The 24618-nt window shown below is 48.6% G+C and carries 24 protein-coding genes; 6 read left to right on the top strand and 18 right to left on the bottom strand.

Going from position 1 to position 24618, the window contains the following annotated elements:
- Positions 1–55: 55 nt before the first annotated feature.
- The 5 genes from murC to NQS30_RS13530 all read right to left on the bottom strand — a co-directional run bounded on the left by murC (position 56) and on the right by NQS30_RS13530 (position 6134).
- Positions 56–1354 carry a UDP-N-acetylmuramate--L-alanine ligase gene (gene murC / locus NQS30_RS13550; protein WP_032873626.1) on the bottom strand — a complete coding sequence of 433 codons (1299 nt, stop codon included), beginning with the start codon at positions 1352–1354 and terminating at the stop codon, positions 56–58.
- Between the two features lie 240 nt (positions 1355–1594).
- Positions 1595–4198, bottom strand: coding sequence for a DNA translocase FtsK (locus NQS30_RS13545; protein WP_124692778.1), 2604 nt, complete (start codon positions 4196–4198; stop codon positions 1595–1597).
- A gap of 167 nt (positions 4199–4365) precedes the next feature.
- On the bottom strand, positions 4366–4971 hold the full coding sequence (gene ytpR / locus NQS30_RS13540; RefSeq protein WP_042635429.1) for a YtpR family tRNA-binding protein: 606 nt from the start codon (positions 4969–4971) through the stop codon (positions 4366–4368).
- 14 nt (positions 4972–4985) lie between these two features.
- Complete coding sequence (locus tag NQS30_RS13535; RefSeq protein WP_012118213.1) at positions 4986–5795, bottom strand: DUF1444 domain-containing protein; 810 nt, start codon at positions 5793–5795, stop codon at positions 4986–4988.
- A 15-nt stretch (positions 5796–5810) separates the two neighbouring features.
- Positions 5811–6134 carry a thioredoxin family protein gene (locus NQS30_RS13530; RefSeq protein WP_003152373.1) on the bottom strand — a complete coding sequence of 108 codons (324 nt, stop codon included), beginning with the start codon at positions 6132–6134 and terminating at the stop codon, positions 5811–5813.
- 197 nt (positions 6135–6331) lie between these two features.
- On the opposite strand from NQS30_RS13530, the gene NQS30_RS13525 reads away from it, so the two are divergent.
- Positions 6332–6778: a YtoQ family protein gene (locus NQS30_RS13525; protein WP_014418659.1), complete on the top strand. Its 447-nt coding sequence runs from the start codon at positions 6332–6334 to the stop codon at positions 6776–6778.
- Between the two features lie 33 nt (positions 6779–6811).
- Here NQS30_RS13525 and NQS30_RS13520 read toward each other — a convergent pair whose 3' ends face one another.
- Complete coding sequence (locus NQS30_RS13520) at positions 6812–7885, bottom strand: M42 family metallopeptidase (protein WP_003152370.1); 1074 nt, start codon at positions 7883–7885, stop codon at positions 6812–6814.
- A 158-nt stretch (positions 7886–8043) separates the two neighbouring features.
- Here NQS30_RS13520 and NQS30_RS13515 point away from each other — a divergent pair, with 158 nt between their 5' ends.
- Positions 8044–8361: a PepSY domain-containing protein gene (locus NQS30_RS13515; protein ID WP_003152366.1), complete on the top strand. Its 318-nt coding sequence runs from the start codon at positions 8044–8046 to the stop codon at positions 8359–8361.
- A 55-nt stretch (positions 8362–8416) separates the two neighbouring features.
- Here the strand turns inward: NQS30_RS13515 and NQS30_RS13510 are convergent, their stop codons facing one another.
- The 3 genes from NQS30_RS13510 to trmB form a co-directional block, all read right to left on the bottom strand.
- Positions 8417–10114, bottom strand: a complete 1698-nt coding sequence (locus NQS30_RS13510) for an NAD-dependent malic enzyme (RefSeq protein WP_007408782.1) — start codon at positions 10112–10114, stop codon at positions 8417–8419.
- Positions 10115–10192: 78 nt separating this feature from the next.
- The gene (locus NQS30_RS13505) at positions 10193–11038 is read right to left on the bottom strand and encodes a YtnP family quorum-quenching lactonase (RefSeq protein ID WP_015240405.1); all 846 of its coding nucleotides are present in this window, start codon (positions 11036–11038) and stop codon (positions 10193–10195) included.
- A 58-nt stretch (positions 11039–11096) separates the two neighbouring features.
- Positions 11097–11750, bottom strand: coding sequence for a tRNA (guanosine(46)-N7)-methyltransferase TrmB (gene trmB, locus NQS30_RS13500; protein ID WP_003152359.1), 654 nt, complete (start codon positions 11748–11750; stop codon positions 11097–11099).
- Between the two features lie 185 nt (positions 11751–11935).
- Between trmB and NQS30_RS13495 the strand changes: the two genes are divergently transcribed.
- Entirely contained in the window at positions 11936–12214 is a 279-nt protein-coding gene (locus NQS30_RS13495) for a YtzH-like family protein (protein WP_003152357.1), read from the top strand.
- Here NQS30_RS13495 and NQS30_RS13490 read toward each other — a convergent pair whose 3' ends face one another.
- The 4 genes from NQS30_RS13490 to thpR all read right to left on the bottom strand — a co-directional run bounded on the left by NQS30_RS13490 (position 12215) and on the right by thpR (position 15775).
- Positions 12215–13012 carry a phosphotransferase family protein gene (locus NQS30_RS13490; RefSeq protein ID WP_003152355.1) on the bottom strand — a complete coding sequence of 266 codons (798 nt, stop codon included), beginning with the start codon at positions 13010–13012 and terminating at the stop codon, positions 12215–12217.
- A 270-nt stretch (positions 13013–13282) separates the two neighbouring features.
- A complete protein-coding gene (locus NQS30_RS13485; RefSeq protein ID WP_072589474.1) occupies positions 13283–14212 on the bottom strand; it encodes a YegS/Rv2252/BmrU family lipid kinase in 930 nt (309 codons plus the stop codon).
- Between the two features lie 52 nt (positions 14213–14264).
- On the bottom strand, positions 14265–15197 hold the full coding sequence (locus NQS30_RS13480) for a hypothetical protein (RefSeq protein WP_015240407.1): 933 nt from the start codon (positions 15195–15197) through the stop codon (positions 14265–14267).
- A 26-nt stretch (positions 15198–15223) separates the two neighbouring features.
- A complete protein-coding gene (thpR, locus tag NQS30_RS13475) occupies positions 15224–15775 on the bottom strand; it encodes an RNA 2',3'-cyclic phosphodiesterase (RefSeq protein WP_025285129.1) in 552 nt (183 codons plus the stop codon).
- An 89-nt stretch (positions 15776–15864) separates the two neighbouring features.
- On the opposite strand from thpR, the gene cysK reads away from it, so the two are divergent.
- Positions 15865–16836, top strand: a complete 972-nt coding sequence (cysK, locus tag NQS30_RS13470; protein ID WP_139134426.1) for a cysteine synthase A — start codon at positions 15865–15867, stop codon at positions 16834–16836.
- 37 nt (positions 16837–16873) lie between these two features.
- Here the strand turns inward: cysK and pepV are convergent, their stop codons facing one another.
- Positions 16874–18265, bottom strand: a complete 1392-nt coding sequence (pepV, locus tag NQS30_RS13465) for a dipeptidase PepV (RefSeq protein ID WP_069006857.1) — start codon at positions 18263–18265, stop codon at positions 16874–16876.
- Positions 18266–18360: 95 nt separating this feature from the next.
- Here pepV and NQS30_RS13460 point away from each other — a divergent pair, with 95 nt between their 5' ends.
- Positions 18361–19665 carry an NCS2 family permease gene (locus tag NQS30_RS13460; protein ID WP_012118223.1) on the top strand — a complete coding sequence of 435 codons (1305 nt, stop codon included), beginning with the start codon at positions 18361–18363 and terminating at the stop codon, positions 19663–19665.
- 33 nt (positions 19666–19698) lie between these two features.
- On the opposite strand, the gene NQS30_RS13455 is transcribed toward NQS30_RS13460, so the two are convergent.
- Entirely contained in the window at positions 19699–20859 is a 1161-nt protein-coding gene (locus tag NQS30_RS13455; protein ID WP_032868328.1) for an ABC transporter permease, read from the bottom strand.
- Positions 20856–21560 (bottom strand): ABC transporter ATP-binding protein, encoded by a 705-nt coding sequence (locus NQS30_RS13450; protein WP_007408794.1) that lies wholly within the window; start codon positions 21558–21560, stop codon positions 20856–20858. Before NQS30_RS13450 ends, NQS30_RS13455 begins: the two co-directional genes overlap by 4 nt.
- A 280-nt stretch (positions 21561–21840) precedes the next feature.
- On the opposite strand from NQS30_RS13450, the gene NQS30_RS13445 reads away from it, so the two are divergent.
- Positions 21841–22062, top strand: a complete 222-nt coding sequence (locus NQS30_RS13445) for a DeoR family transcriptional regulator (protein WP_003152337.1) — start codon at positions 21841–21843, stop codon at positions 22060–22062.
- A gap of 127 nt (positions 22063–22189) precedes the next feature.
- Here NQS30_RS13445 and NQS30_RS13440 read toward each other — a convergent pair whose 3' ends face one another.
- Entirely contained in the window at positions 22190–22909 is a 720-nt protein-coding gene (locus NQS30_RS13440; RefSeq protein ID WP_007408795.1) for a pseudouridine synthase, read from the bottom strand.
- Between the two features lie 56 nt (positions 22910–22965).
- Positions 22966–24603 carry a putative polysaccharide biosynthesis protein gene (locus NQS30_RS13435; RefSeq protein WP_014418671.1) on the bottom strand — a complete coding sequence of 546 codons (1638 nt, stop codon included), beginning with the start codon at positions 24601–24603 and terminating at the stop codon, positions 22966–22968.
- Between the last annotated feature and the right edge of the window lie 15 nt (positions 24604–24618).

The raw sequence follows: 24618 nt of genomic DNA, 5'->3' as shown, positions 1-24618 counted from the left end.
GTAAATCCCTTTGCAGCACGCGCAAAAAAGCAGTGAGAGCCCCACTGCTTTTTCGTTACGCTATGACGTTTTCATAGGCTCTCATATATTTTTGAATGTCTCCGGCGCCCATGAAGATCAGCACTGCGCCTTCATGCGCTTTTAACACGGATGTGTCATTTTCTTCAATGAGTTCTGCGTTATCGATTTTTTCCTGAAGATCCGTGATCGTGAGCTTGCCGACGTTCTCGCGGGCAGAGCCGAAAATGTCGCACAGATACACGCGATCGGCCGCGCTTAAACTTTCTGCGAATTCATCAAGGAATGATTGCGTCCGTGTAAACGTATGCGGCTGAAATACCGCGATAATTTCACGTTCGGGATATTTTTGGCGCGCCGCCTCAATCGTGACTTTGATTTCAGTCGGATGGTGGGCGTAGTCGTCGATCAATACCTGGCTGCCGATCACTTTTTCATTGAATCTGCGTTTGACGCCGCCGAATGATTCAAGCCCGAGCTTAATCATGTTCACGTCTATCTCTTCATAGTGGCAGAGCGCAATGACCGCTAAGGAATTGAGGACATTGTGATGCCCGTATGCCGGGATGTAGAACGTATCGTAAAACGTATTGCGGACAAAGACGTCAAATGTCGTGCCTTCCGTATTTTTTACGATGTTTCTCGCTTGAAAATCATTTTCTTCTCCCGTGCCGTAATAAACGACAGGCACATTGGCGTGAATTTTCGGCAGGTACTCGTCATCACCGCAGGCAATGATGCCTTTGTTGACTTGAAGCGCCATGTTTTGGAAAGCATCAAACACATCGTCAATGTTGGCGAAATAATCAGGGTGGTCAAAATCAATATTCGTCATAATCGCATAATCAGGCTGATAGCTTAAGAAATGACGGCGGTACTCGCAGGCTTCAAATACAAAGTATTCGCTGCTTTCATTTCCTCTGCCCGTTCCGTCCCCGATAAGAAACGAAGTCGGCTTCGCCTGCTGCATCACGTGTGCCAAGAGGCCCGTTGTGGACGTCTTGCCGTGTGCGCCCGTTACCGCGACACTTGTGTATTTTTTCATATATTCAGCTAAAAATTTATGATATCTGATGACAGGAATCCCTTCAGCGAGCGCCTTTGCGATTTCCGGATGAGAATCAGGGAATGCGTTTCCGGCGATTACCGTTAAGCCGGGTTTGATGTTATCGGCGCTGAACGGATAGATCGGGATATTTCTTTTTTCAAGGGCAGCCTGAGTGAAAATCTGCTTCTCGATATCCGATCCCTGCACCTGATACCCTGTATCATGCAGGATTTGAGCAAGCGGGCTCATACCTGTCCCTTTTATTCCAACAAAATGATAAACAGTCATAATCGTACCTCCAACAAACGTCTATCTGTTCCCCAGTATATGACGCTCATTTCATTTTGCGACCGCCGCGGGCAAAAAGCCCGCACAGCGGCGCTTCCATTTATTTTTACGTTATCGTCAGTATCTGTAACTTTCTTTTTGATTAAACCTGCCGCATGATATTTCAGCGCGTGACAGTGATGCAGTTTTGATGGTCCATCCACTATCATACCATGTTTGTGAGAAAAATGAACGATATTCTTATTCTTGAGCAATGTCAGCGGCCGTAATCAGCACTTCACGGGGTTTGCTGCCCTTCGCTTCTGAGATCATGCCTTCGGCTTCCATCATGTCAATCAGCCTCGCGGCGCGGTTATAACCGATTCTGAACCTTCTTTGAAGGCTTGAGGTGCTGGCGCTGTTTTGCTCCACGACGAATTGGCACGCCTCAGGAAACAGTTCGTCTTCTTCCTTGAGGGCGGTTCCCTGCCTGATCAGTTCTTCCTGTTCAAACAAATAAGAAGGCGGCAGCTGCTTTCTGACATGAGAGACGACGCGGTCAATTTCTCTGTCGGATACAAAGTTTCCCTGCAGGCGCACCGGTTTTCCGGTACCGTTTTCCCAGTACAGCATGTCGCCTTTTCCGAGCAGCTTTTCCGCTCCCGCCATGTCGATGATTGTTCTCGAATCTACCTGGCTTGAGACGGAGAATGCAATCCTCGTCGGTATGTTTGCCTTGATCATTCCGGTAATGACATCGACAGACGGACGCTGTGTCGCGACAAGCAGATGAATGCCGCAGGCTCTCGCTTTCTGCGCGATTCTGGCAATGCTTTCTTCCACATCGTTCGGCGCGACCATCATTAAATCGGCAAGCTCATCAATGACCACTACGAGGTACGGAAGCTTTTCGCCTGTCTTATGATCGGCGGTTAATTCATTAAAGCGGCCGATATCTCTCACACCCGAATGGGCAAACAGTTCATATCGCCGTTCCATCTCTTCCACAACCCATTTTAACGCGGCGGTCGCGGCTTTGGCGTCCGTGATGACGGGGCTGACCAAATGCGGAATTTGGTTATAAGGCGCAAGCTCGACCATTTTCGGATCAATCAGAAGCATTTTGACATCACTCGGATCCGCCTTATAAAGCAGACTGACCAAAATGGTATTGATGCAAACGCTTTTTCCCGATCCTGTCGCACCCGCTATCAACCCGTGCGGCATCTTTTTCAAATCAATGACGACCGGGTTTCCGGAAATATCGACACCGAGCGCGGCTGTAAGCGGAGACGGATTCGTCCTGAAAGCGGCGCTTCTGATCATCTGCCTTAAATCAACGACTTTGCTTACGCGGTTCGGAACTTCAATGCCGATCGTGTTTTTACCGGGGATCGGCGCCTCAATCCGAATATCCTTGGCAGACAGGCTCAGTTTAATATCATCTGCTAAGTTTGTAATTTTGTTTACTTTAACTCCGGGCTCAGGATGCACTTCAAAACGTGTGACGGACGGGCCTTGTGTGACATGAACGACTTGGGCGCGCACATTAAAGTTTTTCAGCGTAACGTTTAAAAGCTCGCGCTGTTCTTCAATCCACGATTGGTCGTCATGTCTTTGCGCCGGCGGTACGTCCAGAAGCGACAGATTCGGAAAGACATAGCTCGCTCCGCCCTCCGGCGTCTTCGCCTGCTTGTGTTTATCGCTTTTAAGCATCATGACGTTAAACGGTACATTGCGCTCTTTCGGCCGCTCCGCTTTTTTCACAGTCTGAGGCTGTCCTTGGTGCTCCGTTTTTTCTTCGGCAGGCCGGGACGGGGCATCGGCCGTCTCGATGCTTGCAGGTTCAGGCTCGGGGTCTGAATGCCGCGTGACTTCATTGTACTCAGGCTGAGAGTCTGCTTCCTGTTCCGCGTCGGTTTCAGCTGATTCGGGCTTGTCTTCAGACTGCGGCTGAACTTCCTCATCGTATCCGGGTTCTTTGTATGTATACGCCGTTTCTTCTGCGGTTTCATAAGGCGGTGCTTTTTCCGGCTCAGGCTCCTGATGTTCCTCCTGCGGCGCCGCTTGTTCCTCTGTGTTTTCAGCCGTTCGGGATGCTTCATACTCAGGCTCTTTAATAGGCTGCGGGCGGGTTTGTTCATGCTCTTGTTCTTCTGTAAAGCCGGCAGACTCCGCGCTTTCCGTGTGCTCCCGCTCTTCAGTCTGCTGCGGTTCTGCTGCTGCAAACACTTGCTCTTTTGCATTCTCAGCCTCGGTGTGAAGCTCCTCTTTTTTAACGGCCGGGATTTCTTCCGTTTCTTGTTTCGCAAACTGTTCTGGCCGGTCATTCGTCTGTTTTGTTATGCCGGATGTTGTGAAGACGGGCTCTTTTTCCGTTTCCTGACCGGCTTTTGGCGGAACAAATTCCTCCTCTGACAGCAATGTTACGTTCTCTTCACGCCGCTTTTCGGATATAGGCGCTTTTTTTATGCTGTGCTGAGATTGAAAGCCGTAAACCGGTGAAGGAATGGATGACGGTTTAAACGGCTTTTTCACCGTATCAGGCTCTTTATGTGTATGCTGTTTCCGCTCGGTTTGCTCCTTCCCGGCGGCATAATCCCGGGACGGCTGGCGGCGTTCGTGCCTTTCCCGCTGTCTTTGGTTTTGCTCCGTTCGCTTATAGCCGTCCGGAACGACAGGGAAGCGGAAATTCCCTTTCGGATATTCGTAATATATTTTAGGATCTTCCATGCGCGTGAATTTGCCTTCTGGCTGATCCGGTATCTGCTGTTTCGGGATTTGGGCATGCGTGTTTGGTTCACGTTCATGCTCTTCTTCTTTTTCACCTAAAAATAAGTCAAAAAATTTATTCAGCCAACTCATGTTTAATCACTCTCTAACTCCCTTTTTAGTAGTCTGGGACGATATTTAGTATACCATTGCCGGGCGGCTCAGAAAAGATTAAGCTCCCAACTGAAGAAAGCCGTTAAGCAGGCATGCTTAACGGCTTTCTCTCACATCATTCGATTCTGTGCGCTTATTTATGGGAGTTAGAATTGAAATGCTTCGCCGGCCTCGCGGCTGTCTTCAAGAACAAGAATCCCTTTTTCCGCCGGCGCATCCGGCAAAGCGAGTTCTTTCGCGGAGCAGATCATGCCGCTTGACGGAACGCCTCTTAATTCAGCGTCTTTAATCACAAGCCCGCTTGGCATCACCGCGCCGACTTTAGCGACGACGACTTTTTGCCCTTTGTCCACGTTCGGCGCGCCGCAAACGATTTGAAGGGTTTCCTCTCCCACATTCACTTGGCAGATATTCAGTTTATCCGCATTCGGATGTTTTTCTTTCGATTCAATGTGACCGACAACAAATTTCGGAGAAAGGTCAACCGTCAGCGTTTCTGAAACGCCGTTTCTGTTCAGTATTTCATTCACATCCTGAACGAATGTCTCAGACAAAGCGACGGGGCCGTTGTCCTCAATCTGTAGATAAGAAGACACATTAAAAATGTTAAAGCCCGTCGTTTCTTTTGTTTCTTTGTTAAAGATTCTGATGACATCGCCTTCTCTTTCATAGGCAATTTCTTCGCGTGCCGCATCTTTAAGAGAGATCAGAAGCGTATCTCCCACACCTTCTTTATTGTAAAAAGCGTTCATAAGAAAAATCCTTTCTAATCCTTTTTCGGCCGGCTTTTCGCCATGATAAACACAGGTTCCAGTCTGCCTTCATTATACAGAAATGAAAGGGCCGTAATCGGCACCGTGCCGCTTGCAAAGAAGCTCATGGACATTTGCCCTAAAATATCATAACCCGATTCATTTCGAATGTCAGCAAGTATTAATACATCCTGATGCGGGACGGAAATCGCCAATTCGCCTTCAGCGGCCTGCTTGTATTCATGAAGAATCGAATCATTGAGAATCCGGCTGGCGTCATAGCCGTCATTCGCCCTGAAAAAATAAAAATAATTGTCCGCAACCGTATCCTGTTTCACAACTGAAGGAAGAGAGCGGAGATTGAATGACGCCGTCTCCCTGATCCGTTCTTTTGTCCAGTTTTCTTTCTCGAGCATACGGCTGTCAATTAAGCGGTACGTCTTGCCGAGGTCAAGCGCGTAGTAGATTCTCGTTTCGGCCGTATGGTCATCATACACGAGGGGAATGCCGTCGCTCGTTTGATCGGGAAATGATGTGGAGCGGATGACCGGATAGATACCGGCTTCCTTTCCGGACATCTCCTGTCCGCTGCCTTCCATCGCCTCCATTGCTTCTGACACATAGTAGACGATTTCGTCGATCGCTTCTTCTTTTTTCGTCTCCCACTTCGCAATGATCGGCGGGAGCTCCAATGTGATGCCTTTTTTGGTCGTTTGATCCTCAACACGGAGGGTGTCTTTTTCTCTGTCAAAAAAGAAGGATCGGTTCTCGTGCTGCAGGCGCTGTTTTAATAAATCCGCCAGCTTCCTTGACGTCATTTTCAAAGCCCGTGGCCTCCTTTATGCTTTAGCAAGGGAATCGGTTAAAAATTGCTCAATTTCTTCTTTTGTTTTACGGTCTTTGCTGACGAAGCGGTTCACTTCTTTTCCTCCGTTAAACACAACAAAGCTCGGAATGCCGTAAATTTCCCATTCTGCGCATGTATCAATAAATTGATCGCGGTCTACGTAGTAATAAGTGAATTCAGGAAAGTCCGCTTCCAGCTCAGGGAGAAACGGCTCCACAAAGCGGCAGTCCGGGCACCAATCCGCTGAAAACATAAATACCGCCCAATCGTCTTGTACCGCTTTTTGCAATTCTTCCGTGCTTTCAATCTTTTTCATTGTCATTCCTCCATCTGGATTATGAGTTTTTTATATGCTGATGTTTGTCCAATTGGATCATACCAGACTGTTTACGGCAAGACCAACTATATGCAATATCATTATCATATTTCATTTGCATTATCAAGCAAGTTTCGTTTACCATTTTGCTTGTAGCCGTACGAAAATATGAATATGTACATAAGGAGGGGCGAAAGATGCAGTTTGTCGTGTATTTAGCGGGTGAAATCCACAGTGATTGGCGGGACGAGATCAAACAAAAAGCAACAGCGCTGGACCTGCCGATTACGTTTGTCGGCCCGATGGAAAACCATGAACGCTCAGACAATATCGGAGAAGAGATTATGGGCGTGCAGCCCGATTCTGTTTTAAAAGACGCCAGAGCTTCTGATATCAACAATTTCCGTACAGAGGTGCTGATGGAAAAAGCCGATTTTGTAATCGCCTTGTTTGGCGAGAAATATAAGCAGTGGAATACCGCGATGGATGCTTCTTATGCCATCGCAAAAGGAAAGCCGCTCATTCTCATCCGTCCGAAAGAACTTCATCATCCGCTGAAAGAGCTTTCCGGAAAAGCGAATATCACGGTCGAAACCGTCAATCAAGCGATGAAAGCACTCTCTTATTTATTTGAAACAGAATAAGCAGGCCGCCTTTATGCGGTCCTGCTTATTTTTTTACACATTTTCTCTGATCGTTTCGACCGTCTGTTTGTCACTCGCCATGACCAGCTTAATGAGCATTTCTTTCGCCGCGGCATAATCATCGACATGGATGATGGCGGCATTTGTATGAATGTATCTTGAACAAATGCCGATGACGGCAGACGGAACCCCGCTGTTTGATATGTGGACCCGTCCGGCATCCGTTCCCCCGCCTGAAGCGAAATATTGATAAGGGATATTGTGCGTTTCCGCCATATCAAGGACGAACTCTCTCATCCCGCGGTGCATGACCGTCGTTCTGTCGAGAATGCGGAGCAGCACCCCCTCGCCGAGACGGCCGAACAGCTCCTTATCGCCGCTCATATCATTTGCCGGGCTGGCATCAAGCGCGAAAAAGAGATCAGGCTGAATCATGTTGGCCGCTGTCTGCGCCCCTCTCAAGCCGACTTCCTCCTGAACGGTGGCCCCGGCGTACAGATTGTTCGGCAGGTCTTTTCCGTGCAGCTCTTTTAATAGTTCAATGCTTAACCCGCAGCCGTAGCGGTTATCCCACGCTTTGGACAATATTTTCTTCTCGTTGGCCATCGGGGTGAACGGGCAGACAGGCACGACCTGCTGTCCCGGTCTGATCCCCATTTTGACCGCGTCCTCTCTGTCATCGGCACCGATATCAATCATCATATTTTTGATCTCCATCGGCTTTGCGCGCTGGGCATCCGTTAAAATGTGGGGCGGGATGCTTGAGATGACGCCGATAATCGGTCCGTTATCCGTCTGCACCTCGACGCGCTGGGCAAGCAGCACCTGACTCCACCAGCCGCCGAGCGTCTGAAATCTCAGCATGCCGTTATCCGTAATCTGCGTTACCATAAACCCGACTTCGTCCATATGGCCGGCTACCATAACGGTCGGCGCATCTTCAGCGCCGCGCCTTACTCCGAAAACACTTCCGAGTCTGTCCTGCACGATGTCATCCGCATATTTCGCAAGCTCCCGTTTCATAAAGGAGCGGACCTGATGTTCATTTCCCGGTGCACCGGGAAGCTGCGTCAGCGTCCGGAAAAGCGTTTTCGTTTCCTCATTCATATTTTCCCCTCATTTCTATGTAATGCTTTTATTTTATTAGAAAAACAACCGTTTTCCAAGCGCTCAGATTGAATGGGCTGTAAAACCGCCGCTTTACTTAACACCGTCTGGCATCTTCTGTATAATAAAAACTACGACATAATTGGAGGTGCTTCATATTGAAATTACGTCATTTTCTCTTAGGTGCAGGAGTCGGATTATGCGCTGCCATCGCAGTGAAAAAGTATGCGATGAAACCTTATATCTCTTCAGAAAAAGCGCTCCGTATCGTGAAAGCGGCTTTTAAACAGCGCGGGCCGATAGACGGATCATGGATTTACACAGAGCCAGAGCCCTACCAGGTAAACGGAGAAACCATCCAGGTATACAAGACCGGCGTGACACGTTCGGCATTCGGCGAACTGGAGCAATATGAAGTTATGGTCAATGCAAAAACAGGCCAGATTGTCGATGTCATTGATTCTGTCGCCTCATAATTCGGACAAGCAAAAAATAAAGCCCAAAACCATCAGCGTTTTGGGCTTTATTCGGTTACATCGGCCGAATTCGTTTATATACGGGGTGCCACATCGCGTCCTGCACCGCTTGGATCAGATCCTCGGGTTCCGTTTCCGCTACACCGTCCTGAATCGCAGCTTTTGCTACAGCTACCGCCACAGTTGCCGATACCGTCCTGAGATCCTCCACTTTTGGAAGCATCGGCGCCCCCGGCTTGCCGACGTCCACCATACCGGCGATGGCATTCGCGCAGGCAACGAACATATTGTCCGTAATGAGCCTTGCTTTTGTCACAATCGTGCCGAGTCCGAGTCCCGGGAATACGAGCGCGTTGTTCGCCTGTCCGATATGGTAGGTAACGCCGTTATACGCAACAGGCGGAAACGGACTACCCGTAGTGACAAGCGCGCGGCCTTCCGTCCATTTAATCAAATCTTCAGGTTTTGCTTCTGATAATGTCGTCGGGTTTGACATCGGCAAAATAGCGGGCCGTTTGACATGCGAGGCCATTTCTTTGACGATTTCTTCCGTAAATGCGCCTGATACGGTGGATGTGCCGATCAGAATCGTCGGCTTGGCCTGACGCACAGTCTCCGCCAGATCAATTGATCCGCCTTCACCGCTGCGGCCGTACTCTTTCACTTCATCAGCAGGGCGCGCGTACGGAACCTGAAAATCACGCAAGTCCTTCATATCATCCGTTAACAATCCGTTTCTGTCGATACACCAAAAATGGCTGTAGGATTCTTCTTCGCTTAATCCGTCATGCACCATGGCTTCGCGCAGCTGCTCAGCAATTCCGATACCGGCCGTTCCCGCGCCGAAGACGACGACTTTATGCTCTTTTAAAGGCACTTTTGATGCTTTTGCACACGCTAAAACAGCTGCAAGCGATACCGCGCCCGTTCCTTGAATGTCATCGTTAAACGTACAGACTTTATCTTTATACCGTTTTAATATGCCGCGGGCGTTAGCCGTACCGAAATCCTCCCAATGAAGCAGCGCATTCGGGAATGTTTCCCGGGCAAGCGAGACATACTCATCAATAAAGCGGTCATATTTCTCGCCGCGCACTCTTGAATGCTGGTTTCCGACATACAGCGGGTCATTTAAGAGGCTTTCCTGATTTGTTCCGGCGTCCAAAACGACCGCAAGCACTCGTGACGGATCAATTCCGGCCGCCGCCGTATAAACCGCGAGTTTTCCGACAGAAATGGCGATGCCGCCGACGCCCCAGTCACCGATTCCCAGAATGCCCTCCGCATCTGTGGCAACGATTAAGTCAATGTTTTCATTTTTTCCGAACTGCTGAAATGCGGCGCGCATTCCCTCAGGATCATCTATTGACAAATACAGACCGCGGGGTTTTCTGTACTCATGGCTGTAACGCTGGATCGCGGTGCCGACGGTCGGCGTATATACGATCGGCAGCATTTCGCCTAAATGATCATTTAACAGCCTGTAAAATAACGTTTCATTCCGATCATGGAGAGCGGTCAAGTAGACATTTTTGCTCAGCTCATCAGGCTGCGAACTGAATTGTTCGTAGGCCCGCCTCGCCTGCTCTTCGATTGTCAATACTTTCGGCGGCAGAAACCCCTCGAGCCCGAGTTCCTTTCTTTCCTCCTGTGTAAAGGCCACCCCTTTATTTAAAAAAGGCGTAGAAAGCACTTCTAATCCGCGCAGAGTTGTTTTGATTTCTCCATCTTTCGTCACTTGAAATTGATTCACCTGTCTCTTCCTTTCAAAGCAATTTGTCTTAGGTTTGCTTTTATTCCCGAAATTCATACAGGCAAATCATCGATCCGCTTATTTTTTCTCCCGTTTGACAGATGCAGCCACTTCGCCGTCTTCTCCCCATTTTACCGCTCTGTAAATCGCATCGTGATAGAAAATGAGCCAGGCGTCTTTTTCTGCCGCGAACGTCTGCCATTTCTGCTTTTCTGGAATAGAGGTCATCGGATAATCATCGTAGGCCAGCACCCATAACGGATTTTTATGCGCATTCGTCGGCATCAGGTCGGCAAAATGCACAGCCGCCTCCCCACCGTCTTCTAAGACGATGACGCTGTGGCCGTCGCTGTGGCCGCCGGTGTGGTGCATCGTAATGCCTTCTGTCAACTGATACTCGTTTTCAAAGGTTTCGACCTGATTTTGTACCGCCTCCCAATTTTCTCTCCAATATGTATTTTTCGATCTGATATTAGGGTTTCTCATTTCGCGCCACTCAGTTGCAGAAGTGATAATGCGGGCATTCGGGAAAACAGAGACAAGCTCCTCTCCGCTGTACTCCGTCAGGCCGCATGCATGGTCAAAATGAAGATGGGTCATCGCGGCAATATGAATGTCCTCACAGGAAAGCCCGAGGTCACGAAGAGATTGTTTCAGATTGGATTCCTGTGTTACGCCGTAATTCCTTTTTTGTTTATCAGAGAACTTCCCTCGGCCGATACCCGCGTCAACCAATATATTCAGGCCGTTTTTTCTGATCAGAATCGGGTCTGTTCTTAATTCAATCTGGTTTTTGTCATTTACGGGGTATTTTCTCGACCATAAAGGTTTCGGAACAACGCCGAACATCGCTCCGCCGTCCATATGCGTTACACCGCCGTCCAGCCATGTTAATGAAATATTCCCAATATTCAATGTCTCCATCTTGATCCCTCCTGATGTAATGGTAGCAAATGGCGGCATAAAAAAACAGACTCCCGCATCAGAGTCTGTCTTTTGTTCTCCATTCAACTTCGGCCCGGTAAATCGGCTGGCCGAGCGCGGAGAATTTTTCTTCGTATTCTGTCATAATATTGCCCTTCGGATCGCTGTTGTGCAGATCAAGGCTGACTTCCGTCAGAAGCAGGCCGTATTCGGAAAAGCTTTTCAGAGAGTATTCGAATAAACCGCGGTTATCGGTTTTAAAATGAATCTCACCTGTTTCGCCCATCACTTCTTCGTATTTTTTCAAGAACGTTTTAAATGTTAAACGGCGCTTTTCGTGGCGGTTTTTCGGCCACGGGTCAGAAAAGTTTAGATATACGCGCTTGATTTCTCCCCGTTCAAATACGTCATTCAGTGTTTCCGCGTCTATATTTAACAAACGGACATTGTGAGCCCCGCTGTCCTTTACTTTTTGGACGGCAGTGACGATGACGCTTTTAAACAGCTCAATCCCGATATAGTTGATATCCGGATTCTGCTTGGCCATTCCTGAAATGAACTGCCCTTTTCCCGTACCGACTTCAATATGGATCGGGTTGTCATTGCCAAAGACCGTGTTCCACCGCCCTTTATACTGGGCCGGATCACTGATGGCGATGTCAGCGTTTTCTGCCAGAAAATCATTCGCCCAAGGTTTATGGCGCATTCTCATATGATTGACACCTCTATCTATAATTTCGAGTAACAACATACCATGAAACATAAAGAGCCGCAAGCGCCTTTTAAAGGCGCCGGCTGCATAAAAAAAGAGGCTCCCCGGTCCGGAACACTCATGTGATGCATAAAACCGCACCGCTTTGCACAATGTATGACACAGAAAGGATGTGTATATGAATCATGGGCTTAACAAGCGAACATCAGGTCCGGTTATTAAAGGACATACTGGCCGACCATCAATTGGATTGCTGCGGCACGGTTGCCGAGTATGAACAGCTGGAGCGCGTCATCAAATCACTGATGGCCAACACCGGGCTTGATTCAAATATAAAAAACGTGCTCGAGGATGTCTACCGCTACAGCCAGTCCGGCATCACGGCCGATTCCATCGACACGCATATTCAGGAGCACCAAAACCATTTGTCCCAATGGGTGGAGCAGATGGATTCGTACTCCTGACTACTTGACAATCCGCTTCATCAGGGCATGAAGCTCTTCCATGGCATCATGATACGCTTTGTCGTTTCCTTTTGATTTGTGCCAGGCGATGAAGGTGATGGTCTCCGATAACATGTACCACGCCATCCTCAGCCGAAGCCCTTCCGTGAGCTTCATGCCGTACATCCCAAGCCAGCTGTCCCACGCTGGCTCTTCGACGTAATGATACAATAAAGGGCCGAGATCCATGGCCGGATCAGCTATCATGGCGCCGTCCCAATCTATTAAATACAGCTGGTTGTCTTCAGACAGAAGCCAGTTATTATGATTCACATCACAATGGCAAACGACTTTTTCACCGAATTGCACCTGATCCACATGAGCTTCCAAATAAGCAAGGCCTTCCTGAATAAGCGGCGAAAATTGCCGCACGGCAAAGACGGCCTGCTTCAGCTGCGACAAAAGGGCGCCCGGATCAAGCGGTTCTTTTCCCAATCTTTTCAGCATGTCGAGCAAAGCTTTTGATGTGTGGATTTTGCGGAGCAGCTCAGCCACCGGGCGTCCGCTCATATCCTTTGCCTTCAGCTCCCTGCCCGCCATCCAATGCTGAGCCGTAATGACGTCTCCGTTTTCCATCCGTTTCGTCCAAACCAGCTTCGGAACAATGCCTTCGGCGGATAACACGGCTAAAAAGGGCGAGCTATTACGTTTTAAAAAAAGCTGTTGGCCGTTATGTTTCGCATAATATGCATCTCCTGTAGCTCCTCCGGCGGGGAAGATCTCCCAATCGCTACCTAGTAATTGTCCCAACCAGTTCATATCAATGTTCAACCCATCATTTCTTAAAATATTTTAGAATAGGCCTCCAGCCTTTCTCTATTGGCGGAGCGGCCTGTCATAAACAATTTCATGAGAATAAAAAAGACAGCTATTGAGAGTCTCATATGCTAATCAATAGCCGTCCTATAAATTTTAGCGCTACAGCACAAACTTCGTCAAGCAAAACTAGCAAGAACACCTGTGAATTCTGAAGATTTATGCCGCGAACCGCTCTTTGCCGTGAAACATTTGACGGGTTTCATTTGTTTATTATGTTTTTATTTTCAACGGCGTACCGCCCGGCATAAGCCGAAACGGCGTCGTTCCGATCAGCTCGCCGTCAGCGTGAAACGGAATTTTCCCATCTGTTTCAAAAACGAATTCCTTCCCCTTTATCATCGTCACTCCGTCCATTTTGATATGCCGGCCGAAGCTCATCGCCCATAAAAAACGATACAGCGAGAAAAAAGACAGGTTTTCTGCGATGACAATATCAAAATGGTTTTGACGGGGATTTGCTGAAGGCGCCGCTTTCATGCCGCCTCCGTAATAAGGGTGATTAGCCGCAATGACAAACCAGACATTGCGGAATTCACGCCTCTGGCCGTCTGCCGTGCAAACAAATCTGAACGGCTGAAACCCCGAGGCCGTATGTAAATGCGCGAGCGGGTAAATCACAAAGCCGAGACGAAAAAACCGAAGAACGCGTGATAACGGAAAATTCGCCGTTGCCTTCAAAACTGAGGCATCGAAGCCGACAGACAGGTGGTTAATAAAATAAAGTGATTGCGCTTTGTCATGAAAAAAGTTGATGCTTCCCGCAAAAAATTTCCGTGTGAGCGGGCGGTGCAGACTTTTGATTTCTTGGAGGAGCGCCGACTTCTTAATACCGAGCCCTTTGGAAAAGTCATTGTACGAACCGGCAGGCACAAAGGTCAGCTCAATCTGATCCGTTCCTTTCAGTCCGTTAATGACTTCATGCATCGTCCCGTCACCGCCGATGACGAACAGCCGCTTAAGCTTATGATCCTGCATCATTGAAATCTGTCTCGCCAGCACTTCCGCATGTCCGGGATGCCCGGTCAAAAAAGAACGGTGGCTGACCCCGCGCCTGTTCAGCTCTTTTTGAACTGATTTCCAGACACGCCGGCCCCGCCCCCCTCCTGAGACCGGATTAATAATAAAAAACCATTGACTCATCGTTTGTTTTCACCTGCTTCATAGATGAAGAGACAGCCGGCAAACGTCCGTTTTAATCAAGCCATTCCTGTCTCCGGCTTGAATCGCTCAAGCCGTAAGACAAAAGAGCCTTCGCCGCCTTCAGCTGGTGGTGCTTGATCGGCGCCGTATTTTTCTGCTGCTTTTCCAGCCACTCTGCGGCAGTCCGTTTATCAGCTATTTCCAGCCCGTACGGCGGCTCCGGATAATCAATATAAGACGTTCTGCTGAGCAAAAGCTTCCGCACGGGAATGTCGGCCTGCTTTTCTTTTACGATTTGCGAAACGACCGAGCCCGTCCGGTGCAGGCTGAGAGACGGATTCAATACTTGGCGCGTGCTGCCGGAGCCTCTTTCTTCCCAAAAACGGTGTTTTGATCCGATATATACGCTGTCCTCTTCCGCTTCCATAAAAACAGCGCAGAAAATCTCCAGCGGCGAGATGATGATCATGCTCAGTTCGACGGACGCCTGCTGAATTTGCAGAACCGGATGATACATCACAAAATAGGAATCGGGCAGCTTTTGAGCCAGCATTTTTAACATCCCGTCCCTTTTGACCGCCTGTGAAAGCTCAGACTTTTGAGAAAGCGTGGAGCTCGCCCATTTTAATTGAAAGTCATACAGCTGATCTTTGAAAAAAGACGCGAGCTCAGACTTTCGAGACGGGAGATTCCCGAACAGCGCCTCTTCTCCCTCCGGCTCATCAAACCATTGGTGCCTCTTTTCATTTATATCGGCCATATTTTCTTCTTTTCTCTTTTTTAAGGAAAATTTTTTCCTGGCCGGCGCTTGATCGGTTTCCCCGCCTGCAGCCGTTTTCGTTTCTTTTTCTTCCGTCTTCCGGTCAAACGCTTCAAGAAGCGTCTCCCAGCGTTCTTTCTTCAGCCGGATAAACTGGTTCATATAATGATATGGATCAAGTTCATATCTGGATATGCAGTCGTGAATTTTGATGATCTGTGCCATGTGATTTCTCCACTCCGAATATTTGTTTATGTCAATTGAAACTGTGCGATTTCTTCATATTTAGGCGACCGGTCAAGATGGGTCTGAAACAGGGAAAACCGGCTGACGGCACTTTGCACCCTGCCGCTTTCAAACGGCACATCGTCAGGAAACGGCCGGTCTCCCGCCCACTTCCGCGCCATCGTCATATGAGGATGATACGGGCGTTTTTCCACTTGAAAACCGGCTTTCAAAACAGCCTGTTTTGTTTTTTCCCGCAAATCAAAGAGCTGTTCATTCCGTTCGGGCTCAAGGTGAAGCACTCTCGGCTGTCTGCGGTCGCCGAAAATATCCAGATGCTGAAACTGTACGGTAAACGGCTGCGCTGCCGACGCAGCATCTGCGAGCAGCGACGATAATTTCGCAAGCCGTTCTTCATCCGCGGCTCCGAGAAAAATGAGTGTAATATGATAGTCATGCGGGTGCACCCATTTTTTAAATGTTAACACCGGCTCCTTTTTGGCTGCTTCCCAAATCGGTTCAGCAATGTCAGCCGGAATCGGAATGCCGATAAAATAATGCGGCAATGAAGCTTTCATACGAGGATCTCCCCCTCTTTGGTTATGGTGTTATTATAAAACGGATAAGCGGAGAGGAGAACCCTGTCCGCTCATTATGATAGGATATTATGTACCGAACGTTTTATACAGAAAGGAATGAGCCGGCCTTGAAAATCGTAAACAGCACGGCGGAGCTGATCGGCAGCACACCGATCGTAAAGCTCAATCGCCTTCAGCCAGAACATGCAGCACAGGTCTATTTAAAATTAGAATCGTTTAACCCGAGCGGCAGTGTCAAAGACAGAGCGGCTTACAATATGATCATTGAGGCGGAAAACAGCGGGCATTTAAAACCCGGCTCTGTCATCATCGAACCGACAAGCGGCAACACAGGCATCGGCCTGGCGATGAACGCGGCGGCGCGCGGCTACAAGGCAATCCTCGTCATGCCTGACACGATGACGAAAGAACGCATCAACCTCCTGAAAGCGTACGGCGCGGAGGTTGTGTTAACACCGGGGGCGGAAAGAATGCCCGGCAGCATCAAAAAAGCGAAAGAACTCGCCGAACAGATTCCGGGAAGTTTTATCCCGATGCAATTCGATAACGGCGCAAATCCAGATGCCCACCGAAAAACGACCGCCATTGAAATCTATCAGGCCGTTCAGCAGCTCAACAGACCGCTCGGTGCTTTTGTGGCAACGGCGGGAACGGGCGGAACCATTACCGGAACCGGAGAAACGCTGAAGGAGCTTTTCCCGGATATGATTGTTCATGTCGCCGAGCCTGCGGGATCTCCCGTCCTGTCTGGCGGAAAACCCGGCGCTCATAAGCTTGTCGGGACAAGCCCCGGATTTATTCCCGGCATACTGAATCAGGACGTTTACGATGAAATCATGAAAATATCTGATGAAGATGCGTATACGACAACACGCCGTCTGGCCCGGGAAGAAGGTATACTCGTCGGCCCGTCTTCAGGCGCCGCCTGCTTCGCCGCCATTGAAACCGCAAAACGCCTCCCTTCCGAACAGATCGTCATCTGTATGACGGCCGATACGGGAGAACGTTATTTATCAACGGATTTATGGTCATTTGAATGATAAAAAGGGATGCCGCTTTCGGCGTCCCTTTTTATTATCACTTGGCAAGCTCATAAATGGCTTCGGCGTATAAAGCGGTTGACCGGAGAAGGTCATCGATTTCAATGTACTCATCCTTTTGATGCGCGCTGTCAGGCCGGCCGGGGAACAGCGGCCCGAACGCGACGCCCGCCGAAAGGGATCTCGCATACGTTCCTCCGCCGATTGAAATCAGATCCGCTTTCTTTCCCGTCTGTCCTTCGTAAACCTTTTGAAGCGTCTTTACGAGCGGATGATCGGCTGAAACGTGGTGCGGTTTGCTGTCTTTAAATTCTTCAAGCCGGAATTCTTCAGCAGACGTAAAAGCATCACGGATGACATTGCTGTCTGAAGTGACGGGATAACGGATGTTGATGCCGAGTTCTCCTTCCTCACCCTTTCTGTATGTAAAGGTGCCGACATTCAATGTAAGCTCTCCGCTGATGTCATCCCTGCAATCAATTTTCAGCTTTTTGCCTCGTGTATCATTTAAAAAATAGTCACTGACGGTTTTGACAAAGTGCTTTCCGGCTCCATCCAGCTCCGTTCCGTTAAGGCATTCAGCAAGCTTTAAGCCGGCATTGACACCATTATCCGGTTCCATCGCGTGGCATGATTTTCCATATACCCGAAGCGTCAGTTTTCCATTTTCCGAAACTGCTTCACCTTGTGTTTTTGACTGCTCAAGCCATTTGCTGAAATATGCGTGCACGGCATCAAGACCGTCCCCTTCAATAACCGCTTCAGCCACATCCGGCACCATGTTCAAGCGAAGTCCTGAACGGAATGACAGAAGCCCGTTTTTTGCGTCTTTGTCAGAAGCGCTTTTTGCAATGCGCAGTGACGCATCTATAATTCCTTTTTCCGCGTTAATGATCGGAAAATCCGCGTCAGGAGCAAAGCCGATGTCAGGCATTTTTTCGTGTTTGAAGTAGTGATCCACGCATCTCCAATCACTTTCTTCATCCGTTCCGATGATGATTCTCACGCGTTTGGATAAAGGAAGCTGCATGTCTTTGACGATTTTCAGCGCATAAAACGCCGCCATTGTCGGCCCTTTATCATCAATGGCGCCTCTGGCATATATCCGGCCGTCCCTGATATCGGCTGAAAACGGATCGCTCGTCCAGCCGTCTCCGGGCGGAACGACATCGACGTGGCACAGAACGCCGACGATTTCGTCACCCGTTCCCCATTCAATATGGCCCGCATAGCCATCAAGATTCTTTACGGTGAAGCCTTCTTTTTCACCGAATTCCAGCAGTGACGTCAGGCTGGCATTGACGCCTTCTCCAAACGGCCGGCCGGGACCGGCTGTTGATTCGTCCATTACGCTGTTGATCTGCAAAAACTTCTGCGTGTCACGGATCAGATCTTCTTTGTTTCTGATGACTTCAACTTCCCAGTTCATCACAAATCCCCTTTCTTGATAAAGACTTGCAAAATGTCGATAAAACGAATAATATAGATGATGTTTTGAAAAAATGTTCGTCATTGGAGGTACTTATGTTTCATCTCGACAAGCATCAAACGACAATAAAAAGAGAAATTACCGCGGGATTGACCACCTTTTTCACAATGGTGTATATCATTGTCGTCAATCCGGTGATCCTTTCCAATGCGGGAATTCCGTTTGACCAGGTGTTCACCGCGACGATTATCGCTTCCATTGTCGGAACTTTATGGATGGCTCTCGCTGCGAATTTTCCGATCGCCATTGCCCCCGGCATGGGCTTAAACGCGTATCTCGCCTTTCACGTTGTCGGCACAGGCAGCGGCATTACGTATCAGACGGCTTTCAGCGCCGTTTTTATCGCGGGAGTCATCTTTATTATTTTATCGTTAACGCCTTTAAGAAAACAACTTATAGAAGCGATTCCGGACAATTTAAAATACGGAATTACGACCGGCATCGGCTTATTTATCGCTTTTATCGGCTTACGCCAATCCGGAATCATCACGGCTGATAAATCTAATCTGGTCGCACTCGGCGATCTTCATTCGCCCGCCGTCATTTTAACGCTTATCGGACTTATCATCAGTATTGTACTGATGGTGCTGAATGTTAACGGGGCTCTGTTCATCGGAATGGCGCTGACCGCCGTCATTGCCTTTTTGACCGGGCAGATTCATTTCGCGAAAGGATTCATGTCCTTCCCGCACCTGCCGGAGGGGCTTTTAATCACAAATCCGTTCGGAGCTCTCGGGGATGTCGTGCATCACGGTCTGTACGCTGTTGTGTTTTCTTTTCTTCTCGTTACGATTTTTGACACGACCGGCACCATGATCGGTGTCGCCGAACAAGCGGGACTGATCAAAAACAATCAGCTGCCGAATGCCAGAAGAGCGCTTTTGGCTGATTCGACCGCTACGACGGTGGGAAGCATCTTCGGCACCAGCCCGACGACCGCGTTCGTTGAATCTTCAGCAGGTGTGGCGGCCGGCGGAAGAACGGGTCTGACGGCGCTGACGATTGCCGTTATGTTTGCCGTTTCCATGTTTTTCAGCCCGCTTGTCAGCGTCTTATCGGAAGTGTCCGCGATTACGTCACCGGCTCTGATTATTGTCGGCAGCCTGATGATGGGTGCGGTATCGAATATCCGCTGGAATGAGCTTGATGAAGCGTTCCCGGCCTTTCTCGTCATTTTGGCGATGCCTCTAACGTCCAGTATTTCAACCGGAATCGCACTCGGCTTCATTTCATATCCGCTTGTTAAAGCAGCTAAGAAAAAATGGCGCGAAATCCATCCTTTAGTCATCATCTTCGCCGTGCTGTTTTTTATTCAGCTTTTTATTTTGAACGGACATTAAGAAAAATCCCTTTCCTTTTTCGGAAAGGGATTTTCACATATAAAGAACGGAAAGAATCGCGGCAATGAGACACCAGGCGGAACAGATGATTTGAATGACGGTTAATGCGCTGTTTCGCGCCCTGAAATAGTCATCACTGTCTCTCTTGATACCGCTTAAAACCGGTTTATCCGTGATCCGGTCAAATAAAAGTGACGCGGCATAGCGGCTGACGATCGCAAACAAAATGAGGACTGCCGGCTTCACTAAGAGCGGAAGAACGAGAATAAGAGCCGTAAAAGCCGCGGTTAAAAGGTAAAGCTGCCGGAGATACCCGCCGTTTCGAATCAGCACTTTAAAGAACAATTCTTTCCACGCCGTATACGCCGACCGTTTTGTAAAGATGTGCTTTGAGCCGGGATATAAAAACGGCTTGCTCCGCCCTTTATGTTTACCATTCGGGAGCTGCACATCATGGCTGAGCATCAAAACAGAGGCGGCGAATGAAAGCTTGCGCCTGTTCTCCTCAAGCACTTCTTCCTCAAAGGCTGATAATGTCTCCGATCCTTTCCAAGTCAAAAGAGCGGAACAGATGAACAATATACATCCCGCCGGCCAAAGCCAATACCATTCGGCGGCAAAGACGATCATAAAAAACGCACCCGCCATCAGAACCATCACTTTCAGCCAGCCCGCCGCCTGATTCCCGAATGTCCGCCTGCTGTTTTTTCTGTGCCGGTGCACCGCTAATATTGCGGTATGGAAGCCGAACAGACAGCAAAACATACCCGAATATGCCGGTAAGGTACAGTCACCGTATTGGCGCCATAAGGGAAATAACAATACGGCAAGCGCACCCCATTTGATAAGGGAAAGGAACATCGAATACAAAAGCGCGTACCGTTTCAGCTTTTGCATCAGATGTTTTGCATGCACCAAAAATACGTGATCCGCTTCCAGCAAAAAGGTATGAATAAAACCCGTGCACAACAGCAGGGCACTGAATACATACAGCCAGCCCCATCCTAATACTCCTGCCGCTCCATTAAGAAGCCCCCTGCCGTTCAGCCATTCAGCATATTGATAAACGGCAAATGCGGCAGCGGGAAGAACGATATACAGCGCGACCGTCCAATCAATGACCGTCTGAAACACCTTCCATTGATACCGCCAATAATGAAACAGCCTTTGAAAAAACAAAGCCCGCCCGGTCATCGCTGACTGCTCCGAACCGCTGAATAAAAGCAATCCAGCAGTGAACGGCTCCCCGTTTTTTCCTGAAGCTCCTCTAACGTGCCTTGAAGAAGCAGAGCGCCCTGATCCAGCAAATAAAACCGGTCGCAGATTTTTTCCGCCGTATCCAGAACATGAGTGCACATCAAAATCCCCGCGCCCCTTTCTTTCTCAGCAATCAGCATGTCGGTAAACAGCTTCGTTGAGATCGGATCAAGTCCGATAAAAGGCTCATCAATGATGTAAATATCCGGCTTCGCCAAAAATGCCTGTATGAGCATCAATTTTTGCTGCATCCCTTTTGAAAAACCGGAAGGCAAATCATGTTTTACAGACGTCAGCGAAAACTCTTCAAGCAGCCGCCCTGCCCGCTCACGGCACTCTTCCCCTTCCATGCCCCGCAATGACCCGGTCAGCTCGAGATGCTCCCAAAGCGTCAGTTCATCATAAAAACTCGGACGCTCCGGTATGTAAGCATAAGATGAATCATTCCACTCAATACCGCCTTCTATATCCCGGGAAAGCCCGAGAACCGCCTTTATCACTGTACTTTTCCCCGCGCCGTTCGCTCCGATTAAACCGGCAATTTCACCCGCATTGACTGACAGAGATACATCAGAAATCACCTTCGGCCTGTCAGCATAACCGGCGCAGACAATGTTTGCATTCAATAATTCTCCCAAACTTCTCACTCCCCCGTTTTCATACGGACATGTATAAAAAAAGTTTCAGTTTCCATAATAATAAAAGCGGACCGGGCATAGTAATGCACCAAGGCGGCACCCATTTGGAAAAAATTATCTGCTCTTATTCCTAGATTCATGTTGTCCATATCGTGTATAATGGAGGCAGTTAAAAGAGAAAAAACAGAATGTCATCCTTTGTTGCTTATTCGTACGAAGTTTTAGAGTCGAAAGTTGTGGTATATCAAGTCCATCCGATCTTATGATAGGGAGTGGTTTTTTGAAACCTTCAACAAATCGTATGCTGACTCGGATTAAATCAGTTTACATGTTCATCCAGGAAAAAGGCCTTGTGACAACACAGGAACTGGTTGATGAATTCGGCATTACACCTAGAACCATTCAGCGAGACTTAAATGTGTTAGCATACAATGATCTTGTTCATAGTCCTAGCCGAGGCAAGTGGGAGACAACACGAAAAAAAGTGAAAATTACATCTTAAGCGAACAATTACATAAGGCCCTTTTCGGCCTGACATGCTGCAAGGCAAAGCAGCGTCTTTGCCTTGTTTTTTGTTCCTCTATATAAAAAGCCCAAAACAAATCTGTTTTGGGCTTTTCTGATATCGATTACACTTCAGCGCCTCTCAGCGTTTCGAGCTCTTCTTCAGTCAGCTCGCGGAATTCTCCCGGTTTAAGATCCGGGTCAAGAGAAACAGCCCCCATCGAAAGCCGCTTCAAATAAGCCACTTCATTTCCGACAGCCTTTGCCATCAGCTTCACCTGATGATATTTGCCTTCTGTAATGGTCAAATGAATCACCGTTTCATCCGGGCTTTCTGTAATGATTTCAACGGCTGCCGGCTTCGTTTTATAGCCTCCTTCAATGACGACGCCTCTTTCCAGATGAACGATGTCTTCCGGTGACAGAGGCGAGGTTAACCGGACCTCATATGTTTTAGGCACATGCTTTTTCGGAGAAAGCAGGCGATGAGCGAGCTGCCCGTCATTGGTCAGAAGCAAAAAGCCTTCCGTATCCTTATCAAGACGTCCTGCCGGAAACGGTTCAAATCGCTGTTCTTCAGGCGTCAGCAGATCAACCACCGTCTGCTGGCGGCTGTCTTCGGTAGCGGACAGCACTCCTTGCGGCTTATTCATCATGACATAAATAAATTCACGATAGTCTGCCGGCTCTCCGTATACCGTGATGTCCTGTTTTTCCGGATCGACATGGGTTTTCACATCTTTCGCCGGCTCTCCGTCAATCATGACAGCCCCGGCCTTGACGATTTTTTTCACATCTTTTCTTGAGCCGAATCCGCTGTTGGCAAGCAGCTTATCAAGTCTCATCCTGATCCTCTCCTTTAAAAAGAAAAGCCCGCGATAAGCGGACTATTCATTATTTCTCAATGGGCGGAATGCCTGCCTCTCCTTAAAACGCGGGGCAGACGGTTTCCAAACATTTTCTGTAAAAATCCGATTCGGTACGCGGCAAACATGTACACCGCACCGCCGACAGCGGCGCAGACAAAGACGACAATCGCCGCATGCACCTGGCCGCTTTGGTATGTTACAAAGAAGCTGAGCAGCCATTGAGTCAGCTTGACCGCGACTCCCATCAGGACGGACAGGACTGCGATTAAAATGACCCGTTTTATAAGTACCGTATACGAATAGCCCGCATGGCGCTTAATCATAATAAAACCGTACAGAAGAGAAGCGATATAACCGAGCGCCGTTGCCAAGATGGCCCCGTCTCCCTGAAACAGCTTGATCAGCGGCACGTTCAGCACCACTTTTATAATGACGCCGATGAAAAGGCTCACGACAGCAAATTTCTGCTTATTAATCCCTTGCAGGATCGCGGCGTTTACGGTAAACAGAGAAAACAGTATCGCGACAGGCGCGTACCAGAACAATATATCCTGTCCGATATCCGGACGAAGACTTTCAGAGCCGTAGAAGAACGTATAGGCCGGACCCGATAACACGGACATCCCGACAACGGCGGGAATAACCAAAAACAGAATGATTTGCATCGTCTGGTTAATCTGCTGGTTCAAAAGCTTATAATTCCTGCTCGTAAACGATTCAGTAATCGTCGGAATCAGCGTCAGACCGAAAGCGGTCGCCAGAGAAACCGGGATCATAACAAGCTTCGGCACATAAAGGGTGACAATCGCAAGCATGTCCTGGCTGATATCCTTATGGCCCGCCGCAATCATCGCTTTATTAAACGTATTCGTATCGATATATGAATACAAAGGAATCGCCAGTCCGACAAATACGTAAGGAGCGGCATAACTGAAAAGCTCAATGAACATTTTTTTATAACTTAAGTTCGCAGACGGGACGAGATTCGGCTTCATCGCCAGGAGATCGCCCTTCCGCTTATTCCAGTAAATATAAAGGACGACAAGCCCTCCGAATGATCCGATCAGCGCCGCGAAAGTCGCGTATCCGACCGCGATGACAAGGCCGCCGTTGATCACTCTTAAAATCAAATACGTTGCGCCCAATAAAAAGATGATCCGGGCAAGCTGCTCCACAACCTGTGAAACGGCTGTCGGCCCCATCATCTGATGACCTTGGAAAAAACCGCGCACAAGACTCATAATCGGCACGACCAAAAGTGCCAGACTGACCATCCGGATGACATAAACGACGTGGTCAATCGTAAGTCCGTTGTTACTCGTGCCGCCGAGAGATGTTTCCGCAAAAAACGGCGCCGAAATATAAAGAATTGAAAAAGCGATCATCCCGGTTACGAGCATAACCGACATTCCCGCTCTCAGCATCCGCCTGCTCGTCTCATAGTCTCCTTTGGAGTTATATTTCGAGACAAATTTTGAAACCGCGGCGGGAAATCCCATCGTGGCAATGTTTAAAAACAGTGTATATTGATTATATCCGTATTGAAACAAAGCTCCGCCCGTCGCTCCGACCATCGCTCCGAACGGGATCAGATAAATCATCCCTAAAATCCGCGATATATAGGTGCCGAGCGTCAGCACGAACGTGCCCCTTAACAATTTGCTTGACATGTTTCCTCATCACCA

The sequence above is a fragment of the Bacillus sp. B1(2022) genome, assembly GCF_040259625.1.
Taxonomy (GTDB): domain Bacteria; phylum Bacillota; class Bacilli; order Bacillales; family Bacillaceae; genus Bacillus; species Bacillus velezensis.
This window is presented reverse-complemented; position numbering and strand designations above follow the sequence as displayed.